This is a genomic window from Acidimicrobiia bacterium (genome assembly GCA_036396535.1).
Taxonomy (GTDB): Bacteria; Actinomycetota; Acidimicrobiia; order Spongiisociales; family UBA5794; genus DASWKR01.
Window position 1 is genome coordinate 1 of sequence record DASWKR010000053.1, and the last position, 20,842, is coordinate 20,842.

General features: G+C 67.5%; 21 protein-coding genes and 1 pseudogene. 6 read left to right on the forward strand and 16 right to left on the reverse strand.

The window, feature by feature from the left end; all coding sequences use genetic code 11:
• Positions 1–72: 72 nt before the first annotated feature.
• The 5 genes from VGC47_09165 to rplM all read right to left on the reverse strand — a co-directional run bounded on the left by VGC47_09165 (position 73) and on the right by rplM (position 5,060).
• Positions 73–561, reverse strand: coding sequence for a hypothetical protein (locus VGC47_09165; protein HEX9855471.1), 489 nt, complete (start codon positions 559–561; stop codon positions 73–75).
• A gap of 131 nt (positions 562–692) precedes the next feature.
• Entirely contained in the window at positions 693–2,516 is a 1,824-nt protein-coding gene (glmS, locus tag VGC47_09170; protein ID HEX9855472.1) for a glutamine--fructose-6-phosphate transaminase (isomerizing), read from the reverse strand.
• A gap of 323 nt (positions 2,517–2,839) precedes the next feature.
• On the reverse strand, positions 2,840–4,162 hold the full coding sequence (glmM, locus tag VGC47_09175; protein HEX9855473.1) for a phosphoglucosamine mutase: 1,323 nt from the start codon (positions 4,160–4,162) through the stop codon (positions 2,840–2,842).
• A gap of 41 nt (positions 4,163–4,203) precedes the next feature.
• Positions 4,204–4,596, reverse strand: a complete 393-nt coding sequence (gene rpsI / locus VGC47_09180; protein HEX9855474.1) for a 30S ribosomal protein S9 — start codon at positions 4,594–4,596, stop codon at positions 4,204–4,206.
• Positions 4,596–5,060: a 50S ribosomal protein L13 gene (gene rplM / locus VGC47_09185; GenBank protein HEX9855475.1), complete on the reverse strand. Its 465-nt coding sequence runs from the start codon at positions 5,058–5,060 to the stop codon at positions 4,596–4,598. Before rplM ends, rpsI begins: the two co-directional genes overlap by 1 nt.
• 156 nt (positions 5,061–5,216) lie before the next feature.
• Here rplM and VGC47_09190 point away from each other — a divergent pair, with 156 nt between their 5' ends.
• Positions 5,217–6,335: an ATP-dependent 6-phosphofructokinase gene (locus VGC47_09190; GenBank protein HEX9855476.1), complete on the forward strand. Its 1,119-nt coding sequence runs from the start codon at positions 5,217–5,219 to the stop codon at positions 6,333–6,335.
• A 51-nt stretch (positions 6,336–6,386) separates the two neighbouring features.
• On the opposite strand, the gene truA is transcribed toward VGC47_09190, so the two are convergent.
• The 9 genes and pseudogenes from truA to rpmJ form a co-directional block, all read right to left on the reverse strand.
• On the reverse strand, positions 6,387–7,241 hold the full coding sequence (gene truA, locus VGC47_09195) for a tRNA pseudouridine(38-40) synthase TruA (protein ID HEX9855477.1): 855 nt from the start codon (positions 7,239–7,241) through the stop codon (positions 6,387–6,389).
• Entirely contained in the window at positions 7,157–7,693 is a 537-nt protein-coding gene (locus VGC47_09200) for a YIP1 family protein (protein HEX9855478.1), read from the reverse strand. The genes truA and VGC47_09200 overlap by 85 nt, the downstream gene beginning before the upstream one ends.
• 91 nt (positions 7,694–7,784) lie before the next feature.
• Positions 7,785–8,363, reverse strand: a complete 579-nt coding sequence (locus VGC47_09205) for an NUDIX hydrolase (protein HEX9855479.1) — start codon at positions 8,361–8,363, stop codon at positions 7,785–7,787.
• 31 nt (positions 8,364–8,394) lie between these two features.
• Positions 8,395–8,742 (reverse strand): annotated as a pseudogene (rplQ, locus tag VGC47_09210) (50S ribosomal protein L17).
• Positions 8,742–9,698 (reverse strand): DNA-directed RNA polymerase subunit alpha, encoded by a 957-nt coding sequence (locus tag VGC47_09215; protein ID HEX9855480.1) that lies wholly within the window; start codon positions 9,696–9,698, stop codon positions 8,742–8,744. Before VGC47_09215 ends, rplQ begins: the two are co-directional and overlap by 1 nt.
• 26 nt (positions 9,699–9,724) lie before the next feature.
• Entirely contained in the window at positions 9,725–10,330 is a 606-nt protein-coding gene (gene rpsD / locus VGC47_09220; GenBank protein ID HEX9855481.1) for a 30S ribosomal protein S4, read from the reverse strand.
• 1 nt (position 10,331) lies between these two features.
• On the reverse strand, positions 10,332–10,718 hold the full coding sequence (gene rpsK, locus VGC47_09225) for a 30S ribosomal protein S11 (protein HEX9855482.1): 387 nt from the start codon (positions 10,716–10,718) through the stop codon (positions 10,332–10,334).
• A gap of 16 nt (positions 10,719–10,734) precedes the next feature.
• Positions 10,735–11,112, reverse strand: a complete 378-nt coding sequence (rpsM, locus tag VGC47_09230) for a 30S ribosomal protein S13 (protein ID HEX9855483.1) — start codon at positions 11,110–11,112, stop codon at positions 10,735–10,737.
• Positions 11,113–11,116: 4 nt separating this feature from the next.
• Entirely contained in the window at positions 11,117–11,230 is a 114-nt protein-coding gene (rpmJ, locus tag VGC47_09235; protein ID HEX9855484.1) for a 50S ribosomal protein L36, read from the reverse strand.
• A gap of 292 nt (positions 11,231–11,522) precedes the next feature.
• Between rpmJ and VGC47_09240 the strand changes: the two genes are divergently transcribed.
• On the forward strand, positions 11,523–12,095 hold the full coding sequence (locus tag VGC47_09240; GenBank protein ID HEX9855485.1) for an FAD-dependent oxidoreductase: 573 nt from the start codon (positions 11,523–11,525) through the stop codon (positions 12,093–12,095).
• Between the two features lie 226 nt (positions 12,096–12,321).
• Here the strand turns inward: VGC47_09240 and VGC47_09245 are convergent, their stop codons facing one another.
• Entirely contained in the window at positions 12,322–13,488 is a 1,167-nt protein-coding gene (locus tag VGC47_09245; protein HEX9855486.1) for a DUF222 domain-containing protein, read from the reverse strand.
• A gap of 74 nt (positions 13,489–13,562) precedes the next feature.
• Positions 13,563–16,541, reverse strand: a complete 2,979-nt coding sequence (locus VGC47_09250; GenBank protein HEX9855487.1) for an alkaline phosphatase family protein — start codon at positions 16,539–16,541, stop codon at positions 13,563–13,565.
• Between the two features lie 206 nt (positions 16,542–16,747).
• Here VGC47_09250 and VGC47_09255 point away from each other — a divergent pair, with 206 nt between their 5' ends.
• From VGC47_09255 to VGC47_09270, 4 genes are all read left to right on the forward strand, one after another.
• A complete protein-coding gene (locus VGC47_09255; protein ID HEX9855488.1) occupies positions 16,748–17,857 on the forward strand; it encodes an alpha/beta hydrolase-fold protein in 1,110 nt (369 codons plus the stop codon).
• 34 nt (positions 17,858–17,891) lie between these two features.
• Positions 17,892–19,139 carry a hypothetical protein gene (locus VGC47_09260; protein HEX9855489.1) on the forward strand — a complete coding sequence of 416 codons (1,248 nt, stop codon included), beginning with the start codon at positions 17,892–17,894 and terminating at the stop codon, positions 19,137–19,139.
• A complete protein-coding gene (locus VGC47_09265) occupies positions 19,136–19,861 on the forward strand; it encodes an alpha/beta hydrolase-fold protein (GenBank protein HEX9855490.1) in 726 nt (241 codons plus the stop codon). The genes VGC47_09260 and VGC47_09265 overlap by 4 nt, the downstream gene beginning before the upstream one ends.
• A gap of 233 nt (positions 19,862–20,094) precedes the next feature.
• Complete coding sequence (locus VGC47_09270; protein ID HEX9855491.1) at positions 20,095–20,526, forward strand: hypothetical protein; 432 nt, start codon at positions 20,095–20,097, stop codon at positions 20,524–20,526.
• The last annotated feature ends 316 nt before the right edge of the window (positions 20,527–20,842 follow it).

The following is a 20,842-nucleotide window of genomic DNA, read 5'->3' on the forward strand; positions in this document are numbered from 1 at the left end:
GCGTCATCGTGACACGCAGATGGGCCGCGCCGGTGCGGCGCGGCCCATCGGGGGACGTATTCGATTGGTCGGCTAGTTGAGTGGGCAGCCGAGGTTGTTGAGCTCGTCGAGGAACCTCGCCAGCTTCAGGATCTTCCTCCGGCTGCCGCTGTCCCACACGTACTGGACAGCATCGAAGATGGCGGGGCCTGCCGCGGTGGCGCTGTCGCGCCGCAACGGGTAGCCGAGCCCCTCGTGTGCCGAGTTCAGCAGTGCTGCGGTCGCGGCACGAGCGAGGATCTCCTGCGCCCCGGCGATGCCGGATCCGCCTCCGCCGTCGAGAGCCTCGAGCAGCGTCACGTCGCCGTGGTCGACACCGAAGATGTCGCTGAAGAGGTCATCGGTTTCGTACGACCGGTTCCCCTCTTCGTCTTCCAGCCAGTTGTCGGTGTGGTTCTTCCAATAACCGGGCGTGCAGCCCTCCTCACCGGTGACATCGGCGCTCGCCGGGATGGCGATGACCGACATGCCGATGACGGCGAACAGCGTCACGAGTACGGCACGGAGCCGTCGCTTTTCCATGGAATCCTCCTACCAGGTTGCGTCCCTGTCGTCCCGCCGTCGATTGTACGGATGGCGCCACCGATGAGCAATGGCTATCGCGTCCTTAGCCCGTGTTGAACCTGCCTGATGCCCAGAACGGGCTGGCCCGTTCATTCCACCGTGACGCTCTTGGCGAGGTTTCTCGGCTGGTCGATGTCGTGCCCGCGCAGCCTGGCGACGTGGTACGCCAGGAGCTGCAGCGGGACGACGGCGGTCACCGGGCCGAGAAGGTCGTCGGTGCGTGGAATCGGGATCACCATATCGGCATGGCGGCCGATCGACGCATCGTCCTCGTAGGCGACCGCGATGACGTGACCGCCGCGCGCCTTGACCTCCTGGATCGCCGAGATCGTCTTTTCGTACACCGCCTGCTGGGTCAACACGACGACGACCGGTACATCCTGGGTGACGAGCGCCAGGGTTCCGTGTTTCAGCTCGCCCGCCGGCATCGCCTCCGAGTGGAGATAGCTGACCTCCTTGAGCTTGAGCGAGCCCTCCATGGCCACCGCGTAGTCGAGGCCTCGGCCGATGAAGTACACATCCTGGGCGGCGGCGAGGCGCTCGGCAGCCGCCAGCACCACCGTGTCGTCCTGAAGAACCGCGGCGACGTGGGACGGCAGGAGGTGGAGCCCGTGCGCCACCCGGTCGGCGATGCCCTGGTCGACCACGCCCCTCGCCTTGCCGATCCTCAATGCCAGCAGGTACTGGGCGATGAGCATCGCCAAATACGCCTTCGTCGATGCAACCGAGATCTCGGGCCCGGCCCTCGTGTACAGGACGTCGTCCGCCTCCCGGCTCAGAGTGCTTCCGACGACGTTCGTCAGCGCCATGAGCCGAGAGCCGCGCTCCCGGGCGAGCCGAGCCGCCGCCAGCGTGTCGGCGGTCTCGCCGGACTGGCTGATGGCGACGGCGAGGCTCCCGCGGCGTATCAGCGGGTCGTTGTAGCGCAACTCGTGGGCGTACTCGACCGTCGCCGGCACTCTGAGGAGCTTGCGGAATATCTCGCCTCCGACGAGCCCGGCGTGGTAGGCGGTACCGCACGCTGTGATCCAGATCTCGTCGAGCTGCGACGCAAAAGCATCGTCGAACTTCACGTCTTCCAGCCAAACGGATCCGTCCTGCTCGAGGCGCCCGGCGAGCGTTTCCGTGATGACGGCCGGTTGCTCGTGGATCTCCTTGAGCATGAAGTGCTCGAAGCCGCCGCGCTCGGCTTGTGCCGCGTCCCATTCGATGTGCGTCACCGCACGATCGACGGGAGCGCCCTCGATCGTCTCGACGATGGCTCCGTCCTGGGTCACGACGACCAGCTCACCATCCTCGATGATGAGGAAGTCCCTCGTGTGGTGCAGCACCGCGGGGATGTCGGAGGCCAGAAACGTCTCGCCTTCGCCCAGTCCCACGACGAGCGGGCTGATCCTTCGCACTGCCACGATGGTGCCGGGATCGTGCATCGACATGACGACGAGGGCGTACGCACCTTCGGCGCGGGCAACGGCGGCGCGCACGGAGGCGACCAGGTCACCCTCGTACAGGTCGGCGACGAGGTGGGCGAGGATCTCGGTGTCGGTCTGCGACGTGAACTCGTGGCCCTGGGCGATCAACTCGTCCCGAAGGTCCTGGAAGTTCTCGATGATCCCGTTGTGCACCACCACGAATCGGCCCGACGGGTCGGTGTGGGGGTGAGCGTTCAGGTCGCTCGGCACCCCGTGGGTCGCCCACCTCGTGTGGCCGATGCCGATCTTCCCGGTGAGCGGATCGCTCTCGAGCAGATCGGCGAGGCGCTGGATCTTTCCCTGCGCCTTGCGAACCTGGATCGATCCGTTCGTGACGGCGATCCCGGCCGAGTCGTATCCCCGGTACTCGAGGCGTCGTAGCCCGTCGAGCAACAAGGGGGCGGCTTGTCTCGGCCCGACGTATCCCATGATTCCGCACATGCGCGCGCAACCTCCACGAGGTCAGGATCCGGAACAACGAGAAGAAGAACGTGCAATGCACGCTCTCCCACGTCAGGGGGTCTCTGTCCCCGAAGTCGCCTCCGGGCTTTCGCCCCACCTGTCACGACCGTGGGCGGCCGAGAGGGTACCCGCCGACTGCTCGATGATCCCTCTCCCTCGTCACCTCACAGGAGACTGTGAGGGCAGGCGCTGCAAGAACGATGTTCCTGATCGGTTGTAGGTTTGCTCAGAGCATAGGACCGAATCGCGGTCAATCGGCACCGTTTCTGAAGCGCACCGACTGTCTAGTCCGACGTCTTCGTTCACCCGAGCTCGCGGCGAACGACTTCCGTGAGCGAGGAGGCGACACCGCTGGCCGTGTCGGCGTCTGCGGCTTCCACCATCACCCTCACGAGCGGCTCCGTACCGGACGCCCTGACGAGGATGCGACCCCGGTCTGCCAGCTCGGCCTGCGCCTCGGCAACCGCGTCCCAGACCGCCGTCGCCCCGTCGAGGGCGGCGCGGTTGGCGACCGGGACGTTCTGCAGCACCTGTGGATACTCGGTCATGACGGTTCGCAGCTCTCGCAGCTCTCGGCCCGTCGACGCCATCGCGCCGGCGAGCCGCAGGGCGCTGCGCAGCCCGTCTCCGGTGGCGCGATCCTCGAGGACGATGTGGCCGGACTGCTCGCCTCCGAGCACAGCACGCGACCGTCGCATCTCCTCGAGGACGTATCGGTCGCCGACTGCCGTCTCGAGGACGACGACTCCGAGGTGCTCCATCGCCTTCTTGAAACCGAGGTTGGCCATGACCGTCGTCACGACCACCCGCCGCTTCAGCTTGCCGAGGTCGATCAGCTGCTTCACCAAGATCGCCATGACGACATCGCCGTTGCACACATCGCCGTTCTCGTCGACGGCGATGAGGCGGTCGGCATCGCCGTCGAAGGCGAACCCGACGCGACCGCCCACCTTCTCAGCCAGGTACTCGGGGTGGGTGGCTCCGCACCCCAGGTTGATGTTCATGCCGTCCGGCTCGGCGTTGTGGACCTCGACGTCTGCGCCGAGGCGCCTGAACAACTGCGGAGCGGCCGCATACGAGGCGCCGTTGGCGCAGTCGACCACGAAGCGCATCCCACGCAGCGAGTAGGCGGCGCCCGCCACGAGGTGGTCGATGTAGCGGTCGACGGCATCAGCCATCCGGGACTGCATGCCGACGAGGGGACCGAGCGGCCTCGCCCACGGGGCGCCCCTCCGGTAGCGAACCTCGATCTCGTCCTCGCGCTCGTCGGACAGCTTGGCGCCGTCTCGTCCGAAGAACTTGATGCCGTTGTCCTCGGCCGGGTTGTGCGAGGCGCTCACCATCACTCCGAAGCCGGCGGCGGTGTCCCTCACGAGACGCGAGACGCCGCCGACCGGAATGACGCCGAGGTCGACCGTGTCGACACCGACGGCGTTGAACCCTGCGTGCAATGCCGACGAGAGCATCGAGCCGGAACGCCGGGTATCGCGGCCGATGACGACGAGACCCTCGGAACCTTCCCCTGCTGCCTTGGCGAGGTCGAACGCCAGGTCGGCGGTTAGGACGTCGTTCGCCCGGCCGCGCACACCATCGGTTCCGAACAAGCGGCCCCCGTCGACCACCACTTGGGACCTCCATCGCTCCGCGGCTCGGACCCTCCGAACCGTCAGCGCTTCGTGAACTGCGGCGCCCGCCTCGCCTTGCGCAGGCCGTACTTCTTGCGCTCGACCCTGCGGGCGTCTCGAGTGAGGAACCCGGCGCGCTTGAGCGCCGGACGGAGCTCTCGGTCGGCCCCCACGAGCGCCCTGGCGATGCCGAGGCGCAGCGCGTCACTCTGTCCCGTGAAACCGCCACCCTCGATGGTTGCTTTCACGTCGAAACGACCCTCGGCCTCGACGGCCTTCATCGGCTCGAGGACGCGCAGGCGCAGCGCGTTCTGCGGGAAGTAGTCGTCGAGGGACCGGCCGTTCAGCGTGAACTGGCCCGACCCTTCGTAGAGTCGCACTCTGGCAACGGCGCTCTTGCGGCGACCCGTCGCCTGGACGATTGGGCTCGCCATCAGGCATCGACCTCGTTTCTGGAGCGCTTGGCGGCGACCGTGAGTGGCTGCGGGGCCTGCGCTGTGTGGGGATGATCCGGCCCGGCGTACACCTTCAGCTTCGTGATCACCTGCCGGCCGAGCCGATTCTTCGGCAGCATCCCCTTCACGGCGGTCTCGATGATGCGCTCCGGGTAGCGGCCCCGCATCTGCTCGAGGTTCATGCCGCGCAAGCCGCCCGGGTAGCCCGAGTGGCGGTAGTACATCTTCGAGAGCTCCTTGGCGCCGGTGACCGCCACCTTTTCGGCGTTGACCACGACCACGAAGTCGCCCCCGTCCATGTGGGGCGCGAATGTCGGCTTGTGCTTGCCCCTGAGGATCTGGGCGACATCGGAAGCGAGCCTCCCGAGCGGGATTCCTGCGGCGTCGACGACGTACCACACGCGCTCTATGTCGGCCGGCGTGGGCGTGAACGTCTTCTGCAGCTTGGGTTTCACAGTGGTCCTCGGGACACAAGAACACCCCCGGGAACTCCGGGAGCGGGCCAGCATGATACGACAGGCCACCCGCGATCGCCAAACCTGGATTGCACCGCGGCGGTGCCGGTTTACGATCACCCGGTCGCGAGCGATTCGGGGAGCATGGCGAAGCACATCGGGATACTCACGTCCGGCGGAGACTCACCCGGGCTCAACGCCGCCATCCGCGCCATCGGAAAGACGGCGATCCGCAAGCACGGGATGACGGTGATCGGCTTCCGAGACGGCTTCAAGGGAATGATGCAGAACCGCTTCGTACGCCTCGAGGGCGACGCGCTGTCGGGCATCCTGACGATGGGCGGCACGATCCTCGGCACCAGCAGGGAGAAACCGCACCGCATGGACGTCGGCGGCGTCGAGATGGACATGACGGACGTCATCATCCAGAACGCCGCCCAGCACCACCTCGACGCGGTCATCTGCCTCGGAGGGGGCGGGACTCAGAAGAATGCCGCCAGGTTGTCAGAGCATGGACTGCCGGTCATCACCCTCCCGAAGACGATCGATCGAGACGTGTACGGCACCGACGTCACGTTCGGCTTCGACACCGCTCTGGGGATCGCAACGGAGGCGATCGACCGGCTCCACTCGACCGCCCATTCGCACCACAGGATCATCGTCGTCGAGATCATGGGTCACAAGACAGGCTGGCTGGCGCTGGGAGCAGGGATCGCTGGAGGCGCCGACGTCATCCTGTTGCCCGAGATCCCCTACGACCCGGAGGCGATCGCAGAGGCCATCAAGGCCCGTCGGGCCGGAGGCAGCACGTTCAGCATCGTCGCGGTCTCCGAGGGCGCCAGGTCGCAAGAGGACGCCCGAGCGATCGAGGCCGCCGAGCTGCGCTGTGAGACGGCGGAGGGGACCGACCTCGAGGTGGCGTCCAAGGAGCTGGCCGACCTAGTCGCCGCCCAACAGGAGAACACACCTCGCCTGTCGCGCCGGCTCGAGGAGCTGACGGGACTCGAGGCGAGGGTGACCATCCTGGGACACGTGCAGCGCGGCGGAACCCCTTCCCCTGCCGACAGAGTCCTTGCGACCCGGATGGGGACGTCGGCCGCCAACCTCGCCGCCGAGGGCGCCCACGGCGTCATGGTGGCGCTGCGCAACGACGAGATCGTCGCCGTCCCGCTGTCGGAGGTGGCCGGGAGGCGCAGCACGGTGCCGCCCGACCATGCCTGGATCAAGACCGCCAACGACCTCGGGCTCTGCCTCGGCACATAGACGGCTCACTGGAGACGCCCGGCAGTGCACAGGTCCCGGGGTCGGCCGAGCTCACCACCGGAGGGCCGCCACGAGTGGCCCACCGTGCTCCTCGGCATAGCCGACACCGACGAGCGTGAGTCCGTGAGGCGGCGCCACTCCTCTCGCCGCCCCTCGATCCCTTGCCGAGAGCATCCCGGCGACGTCCGCGGGCGCCACCTTCCCCCTCCCGACGTCGACGCAGATGGCGACCATCGACCGAACCATCTGGTGACAGAACGAGCCTGCCGCGACGTGGTACCGCAGCCTGGAAGGTGCGGTTCGGGTCCATTCCGCTTCCGCGACCCGGCGCACGCTGCTCCGCCCGTCCGCCTTGCGACACAGGGACGCGAAGTCGTGCTCTCCGAGAAAGGCTCCGGCCGCCGAGTTCATGGCAGCCTCGTCGAGATCGTGGTCGATCTGCCACGAGAAATGAGCCGTGAACGGATCCGGGGGCCCGCCGTCGACGATGAGGTAGTCGTACGAGCGCCACGTCGCATCGAATCGTGCCGAGAACGGCGCGCTCAGCATCGCCAGGCTCGTGACGGCGATGTGGGGAGCCAACTGGCGGTTGAGCGAGCGCACGACCAATTGCCCGTCGAGCTCGACGTCCGTGGCGAATCCGACCACCTGGGCCGAGGCGTGCACTCCGGCGTCGGTCCTGCCGGCGACCGACGTCTCGACCTCGCCGGTGTGGCGGAAGAGCGCTTCCTCGAGGGCGCCCTGAACGGTGGGTACACCCGGCTGCGTGGCGTAGCCCCGGAACGGGGTCCCGTCGTAGGCCAGGTCGAGGCGATATGACCTCAGAGCGGCAAACCAGCGAAGAGCCCACGGAAGATCGCCGTGATGGCCAGGTAACCGGCTACGGCGCCGATCACCGTGAGCCACGCCTTGTCGTTCGGGAGATCGGCCGTGTGGTGGATACCGGCGGCGCAGATCGCCAGGAACCAGACGGCTGCGACGAGGAAGGCGAGGAGGGAGCTCACGAAGTAGGCCGCCGCGATCTGGACGAGCTGGGTCGGATAGGCGAACCCGGAGATGCGCATGGTCGCCGCGAACGTCGTTCCTCCCTCGAACACGTAGCGCCCGATGACGTGGCTGAGGCCCGAGAACCACAACCAGAAGATGACCCCGCCGAGGATCGTGCCGAAGAGTGCCTCGAGCCAGCCCAGAGAGACGCCGATGGCGCCGACGCCGCTGAATCCGAGAAAGAGGAGCACCCTCGTACCGACGACGAGGAGCAACGCATCTCCGGTTGCCCTGTCGTTGAAATCCATCCAGACGAAGGCGTCGCGCCTCAGTCGAACCGCCTGGAAGAGGCGGGGCCAAACCTCCTGCATCCGGCGATGCTAGGGGCGCGCGCGCCGGGTCGCAGACTCACGCCGCACCGGCCCTCCGGACGCCCAGCCACGCCATGTCTGCCTGCGAGGGTCAGCCTGCGAGACGTCGAAGCTTGCCCACCGCCCGGCGTACGGCGGCGTCCTCGGTCAGCTCGGCGACCTGGGTCACGGGCTGCCAACGGGCATCGTGCGACTCGGCAGGGTCGTGTTGCAGCGTCTCGTCGCCCGCGGCGACGAAGGCGAAGCTCAGGTTGAGGTGCCGGTGGTGAGGCTCGGCCCGATGGGATGGGATGGGATGCGAGTCGACGTCGAGCAGCCCTTCGCCGAGCCGGACGACCGATGCCAGCCCCGTTTCCTCACGCAGCTCGCGCAGGCCGGCGGCGACGACCGAGGGGTCATCCGGATCGACGTGGCCGCCGGGCTCGAGCCACGTCCCGATGCGGCGGTGATGCACGAGGGCGACGCTCGAGCGATCACGGGAGAGCACGTAGCAGCCCACGGTGAAATGACCCGGTTCGTAGCGATACTTCGAGAATGGGTCGCCGGGCCCCGAGATCAGGTCGAGCATCTCGGCGTGGGCTCGCTGCTCGGCGGCTGATGGGGCGTACGCCTCGAGGAGGCCGAGCAACTCGAATCGCCGTGATATGGGAGGGCGCCCGGATGCTGCCACGAGCCCGCCCCTCAGACTCTCGGCATGCCTATACGAACTCGATGAGCGCCATCTCGGCACCGTCGCCCCTGCGAGGACCGACTTTCACGATGCGGGTGTAGCCACCCGGCCTGGTCTCGTAGCGGGGAGCCACGTCGTCGAACAGCTTCGTGACCGCCTCGACGTCGGTGATGTCCCTGAGCACCAGGCGGCGAGAGTGGAGGTCGCCGCGCCGTGCCTTCGTGACGATCTTCTCGACATACGGGCGCAGCAGCTTCGCCTTGGCGACCGTCGTCGTGATGCGCTCCTCGAAGATCAGCGAGGTTGCCAGATTGGCGAGGATCTTGTCCTGGTGGCCTGGGCTCCCACCGAGCCGCGGTCCCTTCTTCGGCTTCGGCATCACTCGACTCCGATGGGATCCGTATCGATTGCGGAGCGAAGGGACAACCCGAGCTCGTCGAGCTTCGCCGTGACCTCTTCGAGGCTCTTCTGCCCGAAGTTCGTGATGTTGAGCAGGTCGTCCTCCGTCTTGAGCACCAGCTCGCCGACCGTGTGGATCTGCGCCCTCCGCAGGCAGTTGCGGGGCCTCTCGGAGAGGTCGAGCGCCTCGATCGGGAGGTCGAGGTCGGGCGAGGACGACTCGGCCGCCACCACGTCGCCGAGCTCGAGGCCGACGCCTTCGTCGATGTCGGCGAAGAGGCCGAGCAGCTCACGAAGCGTCTTCCCGGCCGACGAGACGGCTTCGCTCGGGGAGAGCGACCCGTCCGTCTCGACGTCGAGGATCAGCTTGTCGAAGTTCGTCATCTGACCGACCTGGGTGCTGTCGACCTTGTATGCGACCCTGCGGACCGGCGAGAAGATCGAGTCGATCGGCATCACGCCGATGGTGTCGCTGCGCTTGTTGCGTTCGGCACTGCGGTACCCGACCCCGCGCTCGGCGGTCAGCTCGACCTCCAGCTTGCCGTTGCTCGAAAGGCTCGCGAGGTGGAGGTCGCCGTTCACGACCTCGACCCCCGCCGGTGCCTTGAGGGCTGCCGCGGTCGCCTCGGTCTTGCCGCGGGCGGACAGGTAGAGCGTCTGCGGCTCGTCCACGTCCATGCGAAGCACCACCTGCTTGAGATTGAGGATGAAGTCGACGACGTCCTCGACGACGCCGTCGATCGTCGAGAACTCATGCTGCACACCGTCGATGCGAACCGACGTGATGGCGGCGCCTGGGATCCGCGACAGAAGGGTCCTGCGCAACGTGTTCCCGAGCGTGTAGCCGAAGCCGGGCTCGAGCGGCTCGACGATGAATCGAGACCGGACTTCGGAGACTGGCTCCTCTTCGATTTGGGGTCGCTGAACGATGAGCACGCGGCGCTCCTCAGTTTCTCGGGGTCTTACTTCGAATACAGCTCGACGACGAGCTGTTCCTGGATCTGGGTGTCGATCTGGGGACGGCTCGGCAGAGTCGTCACGGTCACCCTCCGGTTCGACTCGTCGACATCGAGCCACTCGGGGCTCGGCCGGTCGATCGTGTCGACGGCCTGCTGGACCGGGAACAGCTCGCTCGAGCGTTCTCGCAGCGTGATGACGACGCCCTGACGCACTTGGTACGACGGGATGTCGACCCGTTTGCCGTTCACGAGGAAGTGCCCGTGGTTGACGAGCTGCCTGGCCTGTGGCCTCGTCCTCGCCAAGCCTGCCCGGTACACGACGTTGTCGAGGCGGGACTCCAACAGACGGAGCAGGTTCTCGCCCGTGATGCCGGACTGGCGGGCCGCCTCGTGGTAGTACCGCCGGAACTGCCGCTCGAGCACGCCGTAGATGTGGCGCAGCTTCTGCTTTTCCTGGAGCTGGATCTGGTACTGAGACTCGCGGATCCTGCCCCGGCCGTGCTCGCCCGGTGGGTACGGGCGGCGGTCGAAGTACTTCGCCTTGTTCTCGTCGAGGAGTTGGCGGGCCCGGCGGCTCTTCCTGGTACGGGGACCGATGTAACGCGCCATGTCAGCCCCGCTTCCGCTTCTTGGGGCGGCAACCGTTGTGGGGAACGGGCGTCACGTCCTTGATGCCCGTCAGCTCGATGCCCATGTTCTGCAGGGTGCGGATGGCGGTCTCCCGGCCCGACCCGGAGCCGCGAACGATGACGTCGAGCTTGCGTACCCCCATCTCGCCTGCCTTGCGGGCGGCCTGCTCCGCAGCGACTTGGGCGGCGTACGGCGTCGACTTTCGGGAGCCCTTGAACCCGACCGAGCCTCCGGATGTCCACGCGATCACGCCACCCTCCTGGTCGGTGATGGTGATGATCGTGTTGTTGAACGTCGCCTTGATGTGGGCCTGTCCGTGTGGGATGGACCGCTTGACGCGCCGTCTGCGCTGTTGCTGTTTCGCCATGTGTCTGAGCGTATCCCTACTTCGTGACCTTCTTCTTGCCCGCGATCGGCACGCGCTTGCCTTTGCGGGTCCGGGCGTTCGTGTGGGTTCGTTGACCGTTGACGGGCAGGCCGCGCCGGTGGCGAAGCCCCTGGTAGCACCCGATCTCGATCTTGCGCTTGATGTTCTGTGCGACGTCGCGGCGCAGATCGCCTTCGACCTTGTAGTTGGCGTCGATGAACTGCCTGATCTTGACGACCTCGGCGTCCGTCAGGTCGCGGACCTTGGTGTCGAAGTCGATGTCGAGAGCCGTGAGGGTGTCGAGCGAGCGGGAGCGGCCCATGCCGAAGATGTAGGTGAGGCCGATCTCGACGCGCTTGTCCCTCGGGAGGTCGGTACCTGCGATTCGAGCCATCTCGTTACCCCTGTCGCTGCTTGTGTCGAGGATTGGGGCAGATCACCCAGACGCGGCCATGCCGCCGGATGATCCGGCACTTCTCACACATCTTCTTGGCCGACGCTGCGACCTTCATCCAGCTGCACCTCTAGGTGACCGTCCCGGGATGGACGGCGACCGGCGCCGCCGTTTCCGAGTCCTTCCATGGTCGTTGGCAACCGCCACCCTGGATTTCGGGAGCGGCTCGACGACGTACCCTCGGGCACCGTGGAAAACGTCGTCTTTCTGCCACGACAAAACCCAGCCCGCACCGCGGGCCGGGCCGCAATGATACGACTACCCGCCAACGACGCCAAATCAGGCCTCAGCGTGCTTCGAACCGTCCGTAGTGACGTCCTCGTACCCCTAACTTGCGGGATCGACGAGCGATGGGAGACGATGTGGCGAAGGTGATCATCGTTGGTGACGGACCCGGCGGCCTGAGCGCCGCCCTCTTCCTCGCCAAGAACGGACACGACGTCGTGGTGTACGGGCAGGACAAGACGGCGATGCACTTCGCCGAGCTGCACAACTACCTCGGCATCGAGAAGATCCTCGGTAGCGACCTCCAAGCGATCGGGCGCCATCAGGTGCGCAGCTTCGGCGGGACCCTCGTCGACGCCGCGGTGGCGAGCGTCGAGAAGACCGACGCCGGCTTCAAGGTCACCCTCGAGGACGGTCCCGATGACACATCGTCCTACGTGATCCTCACGGAGGGGAAGAACCCGACGCTTGCCACTGCGCTCGGAATCCGACTCGACGAGGCGGGGCGGGCGGTCGTCGACCAGGACGGGCGCTCCTCGGTCGACCGGGCCTACGTCGTCGGGCGTACCGCCCGGCCGACCCGCAGTCAGGCGATCATCTCGGCGGGGGCAGGGGCAGCGGCAGCCCTCGACATCTTGGCGAGAGAGGCCGGCAAGGACGTCCAGGATTGGGACAGCCCCCCGAAGGACGAGGAGTAGGACGCCTCGCCTCATCGCGCCCAACCGCGGGCGCTGTGCCTACGAGAACGCTTGCAATAGACGAGAGCGTCTGGATAGACGTGAACGCCTGGATAGGTCGCCCCCCGTCGGCCAGGCGGGAGCCTTGCAGGTCGTCGGCCCGTGCGCGCTACTTCAGTTCCACGTCCCACAGAACCGATCCGAGCCTCACCCAGCGTCCTCCGGGACCACCGCCGGTCTGCCTGGCTCAGGGTGGGGCTCGGGGTGGGCTAGCGGTGAAGCGCCGTTGCTTGGGGGGGCTCTTCGGGTCGATGTGGTAGCCGCCTTGGTGGACGACGACGTGGTGGTGGTACCAGCACAGGGTCGTGAGGTTGGCGGGGTCGTGGTTTCCGCCGTGGCGGCGGGCCTGGATGTGGTGGGGTTCGAGCCGGTACCGGGAGGTGCAGCCCTGCGCGGTGCAGCCACCGTCGCGGGCGAGGACGTAGCGGCGGATACGGGCCGGGATGGCGGTGGTGGCGTCCCCGAACGTCACCGGGATCCCGGTACGGGTGACGCCGATGACGTCGATGCGGCCGTGGCACAGTAACGCTTCGAGGGTGGCTGGTCCGACTCGGGGTCCGGCCGCCACGGTCGCGACGTACCCGTCCCCGTCACCGTCTTGGCGGGCGTCGACGAAGATCGTCACCGACGGATCCGGCGACACACCACCACCACCACCATCGCCATCATCGCAGCCGCCGTCGCCGGTGCCGGTGGCGAGGATGACGAGAGCGTCGGCGTTGCGTTGTCCCCTCGTCACGGTTTCCCACGGGGGAACCGGGAGGGTGTCTCCGAGGGCGGCGAGGCGTTCCTCGACGAGTTTGCCGCCAACGGCGGGGAGGAACCCGGATAGGTCCCATCCCGAGTCGTCGATCCGGGGTTGCAGCCTGACGAATCGGTCTTGGTGGGTTTGGTGCTCGTCTCGGCGAGTCATTCGTCGTTGGTGGGCGGTGAGGCGCCGCACGCCGGCGATGTCCATCCTGTCGGCGTCGTCGAGGGTGGCGTCGTCGGCTCCGCAGGCGGCGAGGCGTGACATGGCGACGGTCCGGTCGAACGATGCGGTTCCGCGGGACGCCATGTCGACCCAGACCGGGTCGCGCCGGGACGCGTCGGCAGTGTCGGTGAGGGCAGCGGCGGTGTGTGCCGAGATGTCGCAGGTTCCCGCCAGGTAGTGACGCATCGTGGCGAACCCGTATCGGCGGGGTTCTCCCCACGACTCGAGTTGCCGGACCAGCCAGACCTGCCGGGAGCGGAGTCGGGCGATCTCGGTTTCGAGGTCAACCAGCTCGCGGCGCCACTCGTCGAGGAGTCCCGCCTCGAGACCGACGAACCCATCGTCGGGTGCCGCTGCTTCCAACACCATCGAATCGAACATGTGTTCGATGATGCCACGCGCCAACGACAGAAACCGAACCACCACCACTATCGCCGGCGGAAGGAGCCCCCGGCTCAGCCCATGAGCGCCTCCCGCCGATCGGCCGGGAGGGCGAGGAACCGCATCCCGGTGTGGAAGTCGTCTCGCTCCAGCGCCGAGGCCGGCCCCCGAGCGCGGACGTCGGAGGCGCACGTGAACTGCGGAGCCACCGGCCGGTCGGTGCGCGGGGTCGCCCGCAGCTCGTCGAGCAGGCTGTTGGCCGCCTGGGTGCGGGGCCCGAACAACGCGCCGTCTGCGTGCTCGGCGGGGGCGAAGCGGTGCAGGATCGTCTTGATGATCGACGTGTGATCGAGCAGGGTGGTGACGACCGTCCCGGCGTCGACCCAGGGCGAGATGACGAGCGCCGGCACCCGCACCCCGAGGTGGACGGCACCATCGCGATGCACCTGGGGCTGCGGCGAAGGGTCGTCCGCCGGAGGCGTGCCCGGCGGCGCCACGTGGTCGAAGAACCCGCCGTGCTCGTCGTACGTGACCACGAACAGTGTGCCCGACCACGTGGGGGCGTCCTTCAACAGGTTGTAGATGCGCCGCACCAGTTGCTGGCCGAAGCACACGTCGGTGGGCGGCAGGTCGTCGTTGGCGTCGAACGACGGCGGCACGTCGATGTAGCGGGGGTCGATGTAGGAGACCGCCGGTAGCCGCCCCGTCTTCACGCGGTTCTCCCAGGTGTCGGCGATCCCCTGCTGGAAGTCGTCCGTGAACGGTATGACGTTGCGGATGTCGAGCCGGTAGCGGTCGAACATGCGCAGGAAGGCGATGTTGCCCTCGGCGTAGCACCAGTCGACGCCGAATCGGTTGAGCACGTCGAAGATCGATGTGCCGTTGAAGTAGCCGATGCGGTCGTCGCCGATGTCGAAGTTGTCGATCTCGGGGGTGGCCCCCGTGGTGGCGCAGAAGCGATTGGGCCATGTCGGGCCGGGATGCGACGCGTACCAGGCGTCACAGATGGCGAAGTTGTTGGCGGCGAACTCGTACATCGGCAGCTCGGCCTCGGTGTAATAGCCCATCGCCAAGCCGGGGTCGGTGACGGCGCTGCGCCGCGCGTAGTTGGCGGCGAAGCCGGTCATGGCGCCCTCGGCGACCTGTTCGGCCACGCAGTGGAACTCATGGCAAGGGCTGGGGATGCCCTTGGTCTTGGTGAGATGTTTCACCCGGTAGGGGCGGTTGCCGTCGGGGATGGCGTTCTGCTCGTTACCCGCGAGGCCGCGCACATCGTGGCCCTTGAGGGCGCGGTAACCCAACATGTGGTCGAAGGAGCGGTTCTCCATCATGAGAAAGACGATGTGCTCGACCCGGGTGGCCACCGGCGCCGGGTCGGGATCCGTCGTGACGGGCCCGATCTCGGGCGGCCCCACGTCGGGGAGGAGGGGCCCGAACGGGGGGCGCACCGGGGTGGTGACGACGGGACCGACCGCCGGCGATTCGTCGCCCAACGCCGGTCCGGCGATGACGCCCGGCGTACCGGCGGGCGAGCCCTCCGGCGGCGACCCGTCGTCACCGAGCACGACGACCTCGCCGCCGTCGGGGAGGTTGAAGCGCCCCAGCGGGTCGTACAAGGCGTGGTGCTGGACGATGAGGTCGGTGGCGTCGGCCGTGATGCTGTGGATGACGTGGTCGCGCTCCACCAGGTGGGTGAGCACATCCTGCACGTAGACCGCGCCACCGTCGCGCATGGCGGTGTTCAGCGAGGCCTGCGCCTTGGAGACCATGTCCTTGATCGTGTCGTCGAACGAGTCGCCGCCGAGGACATCCTTGAGCCAGTCGAGGACGTTCACCCAGATGCCCTGCAGGTCCGGGTGGGCTGCGATGGTGGCGAGCACCAGGAGCCTGCGGGGGATGACGGTGCCGTTGTGGCGCTGCACCGCGGTGGCGAAGAAGTTGGTGGTAGGCGGGGGGAGGAGCCAGAGGACGAGGGCGAGCTGCAGTGACATGTCGCCGATGTTGCCATCCGGCCCGAAGACGTCGACCTCGTCGCCGCGCTCTTCGAGCTCGAGCCCGACCATGACGGCCGGCATCCCGAATTGTGGTTCCCGGCCCAACCGGATCGAGAGGCTCTCCAGCGCGATGTTCTCCAGCCGGTCGTTGACGCTGGTGACGACGTCGTCGATACCGGTGAGCTTCTTGAACTCGCCGGTGAACTGCAACGTCGCCCGGCCCTTGTTGACGAAGAGGTAGGGGCGCATCAGCAGCAGCGCCTCTGCGAAGGAGCGGTTGACGAGCTGGAACGGCACCCGGGTGGTGACGAGGCTCTGCACCGACTCCGGGTAGTCGACGTCGATGAAGAACTCGCGCTCGTGGTCGGCGAGGTTGTGGAGCCGCACCCTCCAGCGCCCTCCGGGGTCGGTGCCCGGGACCAGATCGCGCTCGATCACCTCGCGCCCGCCGCCACCACCACCGCCGCCGGGCGGCTGCGGGGGCTCGAAGGGCGGCAGCGGGTCATTGGGCGGCGGGAACGGGTCTTCGAACACCACCATGTCACCACTGACCCTGTCGATGCCGCGGATCGGACCGCGGTGGTCGTTGACCATCTCCACTGTCCCCGGCGGCGTCGCCCCGCCGGGATCGGTCACGACGCCGGGGTCGGCGACCGTGTCGCCCTCGACCGGCAGCTCCGGGGCGGCGTCTCTCTCCAGGGTGGTGGGCGCACCCGAAACCAGCACCTCGACACCGCGGCCGACGACGGCCGGGGGACGACTCGGGTCCTCGAATGTGACCTCGGTGACGAGCGGTCCGGTTGTCCCGGGCAGGCCGGTCCCGGGCAGGCCGGTCCCCGGCGTCGTCGTCTCCGGCGGGATGATCTCGATCCGGATCTCGCTCGGCTTGCCCTTGAACACCTCGCCGACGGACACCCGGATCTTGGGGGCGCCGTTCACCGCGTCTGAGACGAAGTTGCAGTCGAAGGCGATGTCGCGGAAGTCGGGGATGATCGTCTCGGCCGTACCACGCAGCACGTAGCGCCGCGACTGAGCTCCCAGCGTCATGATCCGCGCCATGCGTTCCCCTTCCGATGTGACACGTGAGTTGTGACCTAGAAACCTACGCCACACCGGCGTGGCGGTGCCGGGAATCAGCGTGCGTCGAGTGGCAGCAGCCGGAGAGCCGATCCAGCGCGCCGGGGTCGAAGCTCTCTGGTCGGCGGCACACACGGTGGAGCTACCAGAGATACCACCCGACGCTCCTCCCCTAACCTCCCGACGCCATGAATACCCTCGCGGGCGTCGCGCCACCGGAACTGGCGGCACTCGCCCATCTCCACCCTTCCGATGCGGCGCAGCGCGCCCGTTCGCTGGCGGCTCGGCTGCTGCGGCGCCACCACCCGTCGATCGTCCACGTCGGTGCGGCCGACTCGGTCACCCCGAAGCACTTCATGGCTCGCCTCGGCGCCCTCCCCTCGATGCGCCAGATCAACCGGGACCTGTGGGCCGTGACCCTCGCATTGCCGCCCCGCTCACGCATCGAGTACAAAGTCGCGGCCGTCACCGGCGGCCACGAGGAGCTCCGACCCGACCCTCTCAATCCACGCACCGCGTCCGATCCCTTCGGCTTCAACTCGGTCGTGAACGGGCCGGGATACGCCGTCCCGGAGTGGGTCGATCCGACTGCGCCGCACGGGTCGCTGTACACGTCGCGGGTGCGCTCGCCGTCGTTTCACGCCATCCGCGAGGTCACCACGTACCTCCCGATCGGCTATCCGGAGGCCGCCCCGTATCCCCTGGTCGTCGTCCACGACGGTGGCGACTTCCGGCGCCACGCAGACCTGGTCGCCTCGCTCGACGGGCTCATCTCCCGCCGCCTCATTCCCCCGCTGATCGCAGTCATGACGGACCCGGTCAACCGCCTCGACGAGTATGGGGACGACCCGGGACACGCCGACCACGTCGATGCGGTGATCCGTCACGTCTCCCGCCGCCACCGGGTGGCCACCGACCCGAGGCGGTGGATCCTGCTCGGCGCCAGCCTCGGCGGCGTCGCCTCGTTGAGCACGGCGATGCGGCTCGGCCACGACTTCGGCGGCCTCGTCCTGCTCTCCGGCTCCTTCGTGACGGCCCGCGACGACCAGAAGGGACGCGGTGCGCAGTTCGACCGGATCGTGGAGTTCACGCGCCGCGTTCTCGAAGCCCCCGGCAGCGTCCCCAAGCGGATCGCCATGGCGTGCGGCGCCTACGAGAACCTCGCCGTCGACAACCGGATGATGGCCGAGGCGCTCGGTCACCACAGTGAGGTCATCTACGAGGAAGCGCCGGACGGCCACCACTGGCACAACTGGCGGGATCGGTTGGGCAAGGCATTGGCGCACGTGCTCGCCTGAGCGCAGCCCAACCGCCCGCATTAGCTTGAAGGCCATGAGCAGGTCGACCCGCCGCATCGGGCTCTCACTCGGGGCCGACCTCTGCTGGCCGATCTACTACGAGGACATCCTCGCCGAGCTGGATCCCACGGTGTCGATGGGCGGCGAAACGATCGACTTCGCGGCCGAACGCATCACGATCGAGCCGTTCGACCTCGTCCAGCCGGTCGCGTACGACGTCGTCCTCGACCGGCTCACGCCCTGGTACCACACCAGCCGGGAGTGGATCAAGAAGGCCGTGGTGATGAACGGGCTCTACGTGCTGAACAACCCGTTCACCCTCCAGGCCATGCAGAAGCACACCTCGTACGCCGCCATGATGCGGCTCGGGATGCCGGTTCCGAATACCTGGCTCTTGCCTCCCAAGGAGTACGAGCACGCAGACGACCTCCACACGACCCTCGAGCAGTACGCCCAGATGTTCGACCTGCGCGAGGTCGGCGACAAGGTGGGCTATCCGTCGTTCCTCAAGCCGTACGACGGAGGGGCCTGGGTCGGCGTGTCCCGAATCGACGACTACGCCGAGCTCCAAGCTGCCTACGACTCGTCCGGCACCCGGATCATGCACCTGCAGGAGGCGGTCTGGCCGTTCGACCTGTTCGTTCGGGCCCTGGGGGTGGGGCCGCAGGTCAACCTCATGAGGTACGACCCGGCGGCCGTGCTCCACGACCGATACAAGGTGGAGTTCGAGTTCGTCGACGACCAGGAGTGGCGCCACCTCACAGACGTGGCCCTCGTCATCAACTGCTTCTTCGGGTGGGACTTCAACTCGGTCGAAGCGCTCCGCAAGGACGGCGTGTTCCACCCGATCGACTTCGCCAATGCCAACCCGGATTCCCAGGTGACGTCGCTCCACTACCACCTGCCGTGGCTGGTGAAGGCCCTGCTGCGGTGGTCTCTCTACTGCGCGGCGACGAAGCGCCGCATGCGGCTCGATCTCGCTTGGGATCCGTTCCTCGAGATCGCCGATTCGGAGGCGAACGACGGGGTGAAGCTCGAGGCGATGGCTGCGATCGCCCGGGAGCGGTTCGACGCCGTCGAGTTCGCCTCGTTCTGCGACACGTACCTGAAGGACCTCGACGAGGTCGCCCTCGCCTACTTCGCCGAGGAAAGGGCCAAAGATGCCATCCGCCGCAAGGTGGCCGCCGTGTTTCCGGCGCACGAGGTCGACCACTTCACCGAGCACTTCTGGGGGCTCATCGGGTTCTGGCGCAAGACCGAGCAGGACCGGCTCTCCAGGTGAAGGCCGTCGAGGCCTGGCATTCGGACAGGATCGAACAGGAGATGCGCCTCGTGCGCTGGGGCGCCGTCGGTGTACCCGTCCTCCTCTTCCCGACCGCCGGCGGCGACGCCGAGGAGGCCGAGCGGTTCGGACTCATCGACTCGATCGCCCCCCTCATGGCGGCTGGGAGGATCAAGGTGTACTCCGTCGACAGCGGCGCCGGCCGATCGTGGACGAGGAAGGACGACCCCCGTCACAGCATGTGGCTGCAGAATCAGTTCGACGCCGTGATCCGCGAAGAGGTGGTACCTGCGATTCGGGCCGACTGCCGTGACGACTCGACCGAGATCGTCACCGCCGGAGCCTCGATCGGGGCCTTTTGGGCTCTCGAGGTGATCTGCCGGCACGCAGACGTGTTCCGGCTCGCCATCTGCATGAGCGGCTCATACGACCTCAGCGATCGGCTGCACGGCCACTGGAACGACGACTTCTACTTCTCGTCGCCGCTCCACTATCTCCCGGACCTCGACGACGGTTGGGAGCTCGACATGCTGCGAAGCCGTTTCGTCGTGCTGGCCTGCGGGCAGGGCCGCTGGGAGGACCCCGGCGAGTCGTGGCGGGTGGCCCACGTGCTCGGCGAGAGAGGAATCCCCAACCGGGTCGACCTGTGGTCGCACGACCACGACCACGACTGGCCCACCTGGCGCGAGATGCTGCCCCTGTATCTCGATGACATGGCCTGAGGGCTCGATGACATGGCGCGAGGGCTGACGCGCCCGAACGCCACCAGATGACCCATGACAGCATCGTCAACCGCGACTACTCTTCGTAGCGCTCCGACCACTCGGAGCGGCACATAGGGGGAACTCCACCCCTGGGACGCAACATAGGGGAGGTAGGCAGCATGCATGACGCGCGTGTTCGGCGCGGACGCAAGCACTGGTTCACTGCGGTACTCGCGGGAGCGGTATTCGCGATGATCGCCCTGCCCGGCTCGGCTCTCGCCGACCCGCCGGGGAACAACGGGACGGTCAAGATCGACGGAGTCGAGTTCGACTCGCATCCTGACAACGAGCCGCACGTCGGCTGCTTCTTCGAAGTCGATTTCTACGGCTTCGACGAGGGAGTCGGCAACGCGACGGTGACGTTCGAGATGCACCCGCCGACCGGCACCGGACTGATCCTGCAGAACTTCGTCGACATCGGCGAGGACGCAGCAGGAGGCGGTACCGATCTCGATGCGGAGGTCTTCTACGACCTCAATGGCGGCTTCACGGGCGTCGAGGCGCACCCGCAGCAGGGCTACCACGTCAAGCTGACGGTCAACGCACCCGGCTCCATCGGCGCAGACACCAAGCACAAGGTGTTCTGGGTCACGGGCTGCGATGACGGCGGCTACATCGGCTGATCGATCAGGTCGACGCTCGGAGGGCAGCCACACGCGCGGCTGCCCTCCGACGCGTCACGCGGTCACCGCGTGGCGACAGTGTGATGCGGCCGGCGCGGCGCGGCGACGTGACGCGGACCCAGCCACGCGGCAAAGCCCCCGCTGTCGCTCGTTCGCTCGTTCACAGGGTCTACGGACCCTCTGCTTGGCGTGCTGCGGGGGCTTCGCCTCCGAACCGTCACCCCCGACCCTGCCAGGACACCCCGTCCCCGGCCAGGGTCGAAAGCCCCTGCCCCGCAGCGCAATCCCCCCACTACGCAATCCCCCGGCGAGAGCC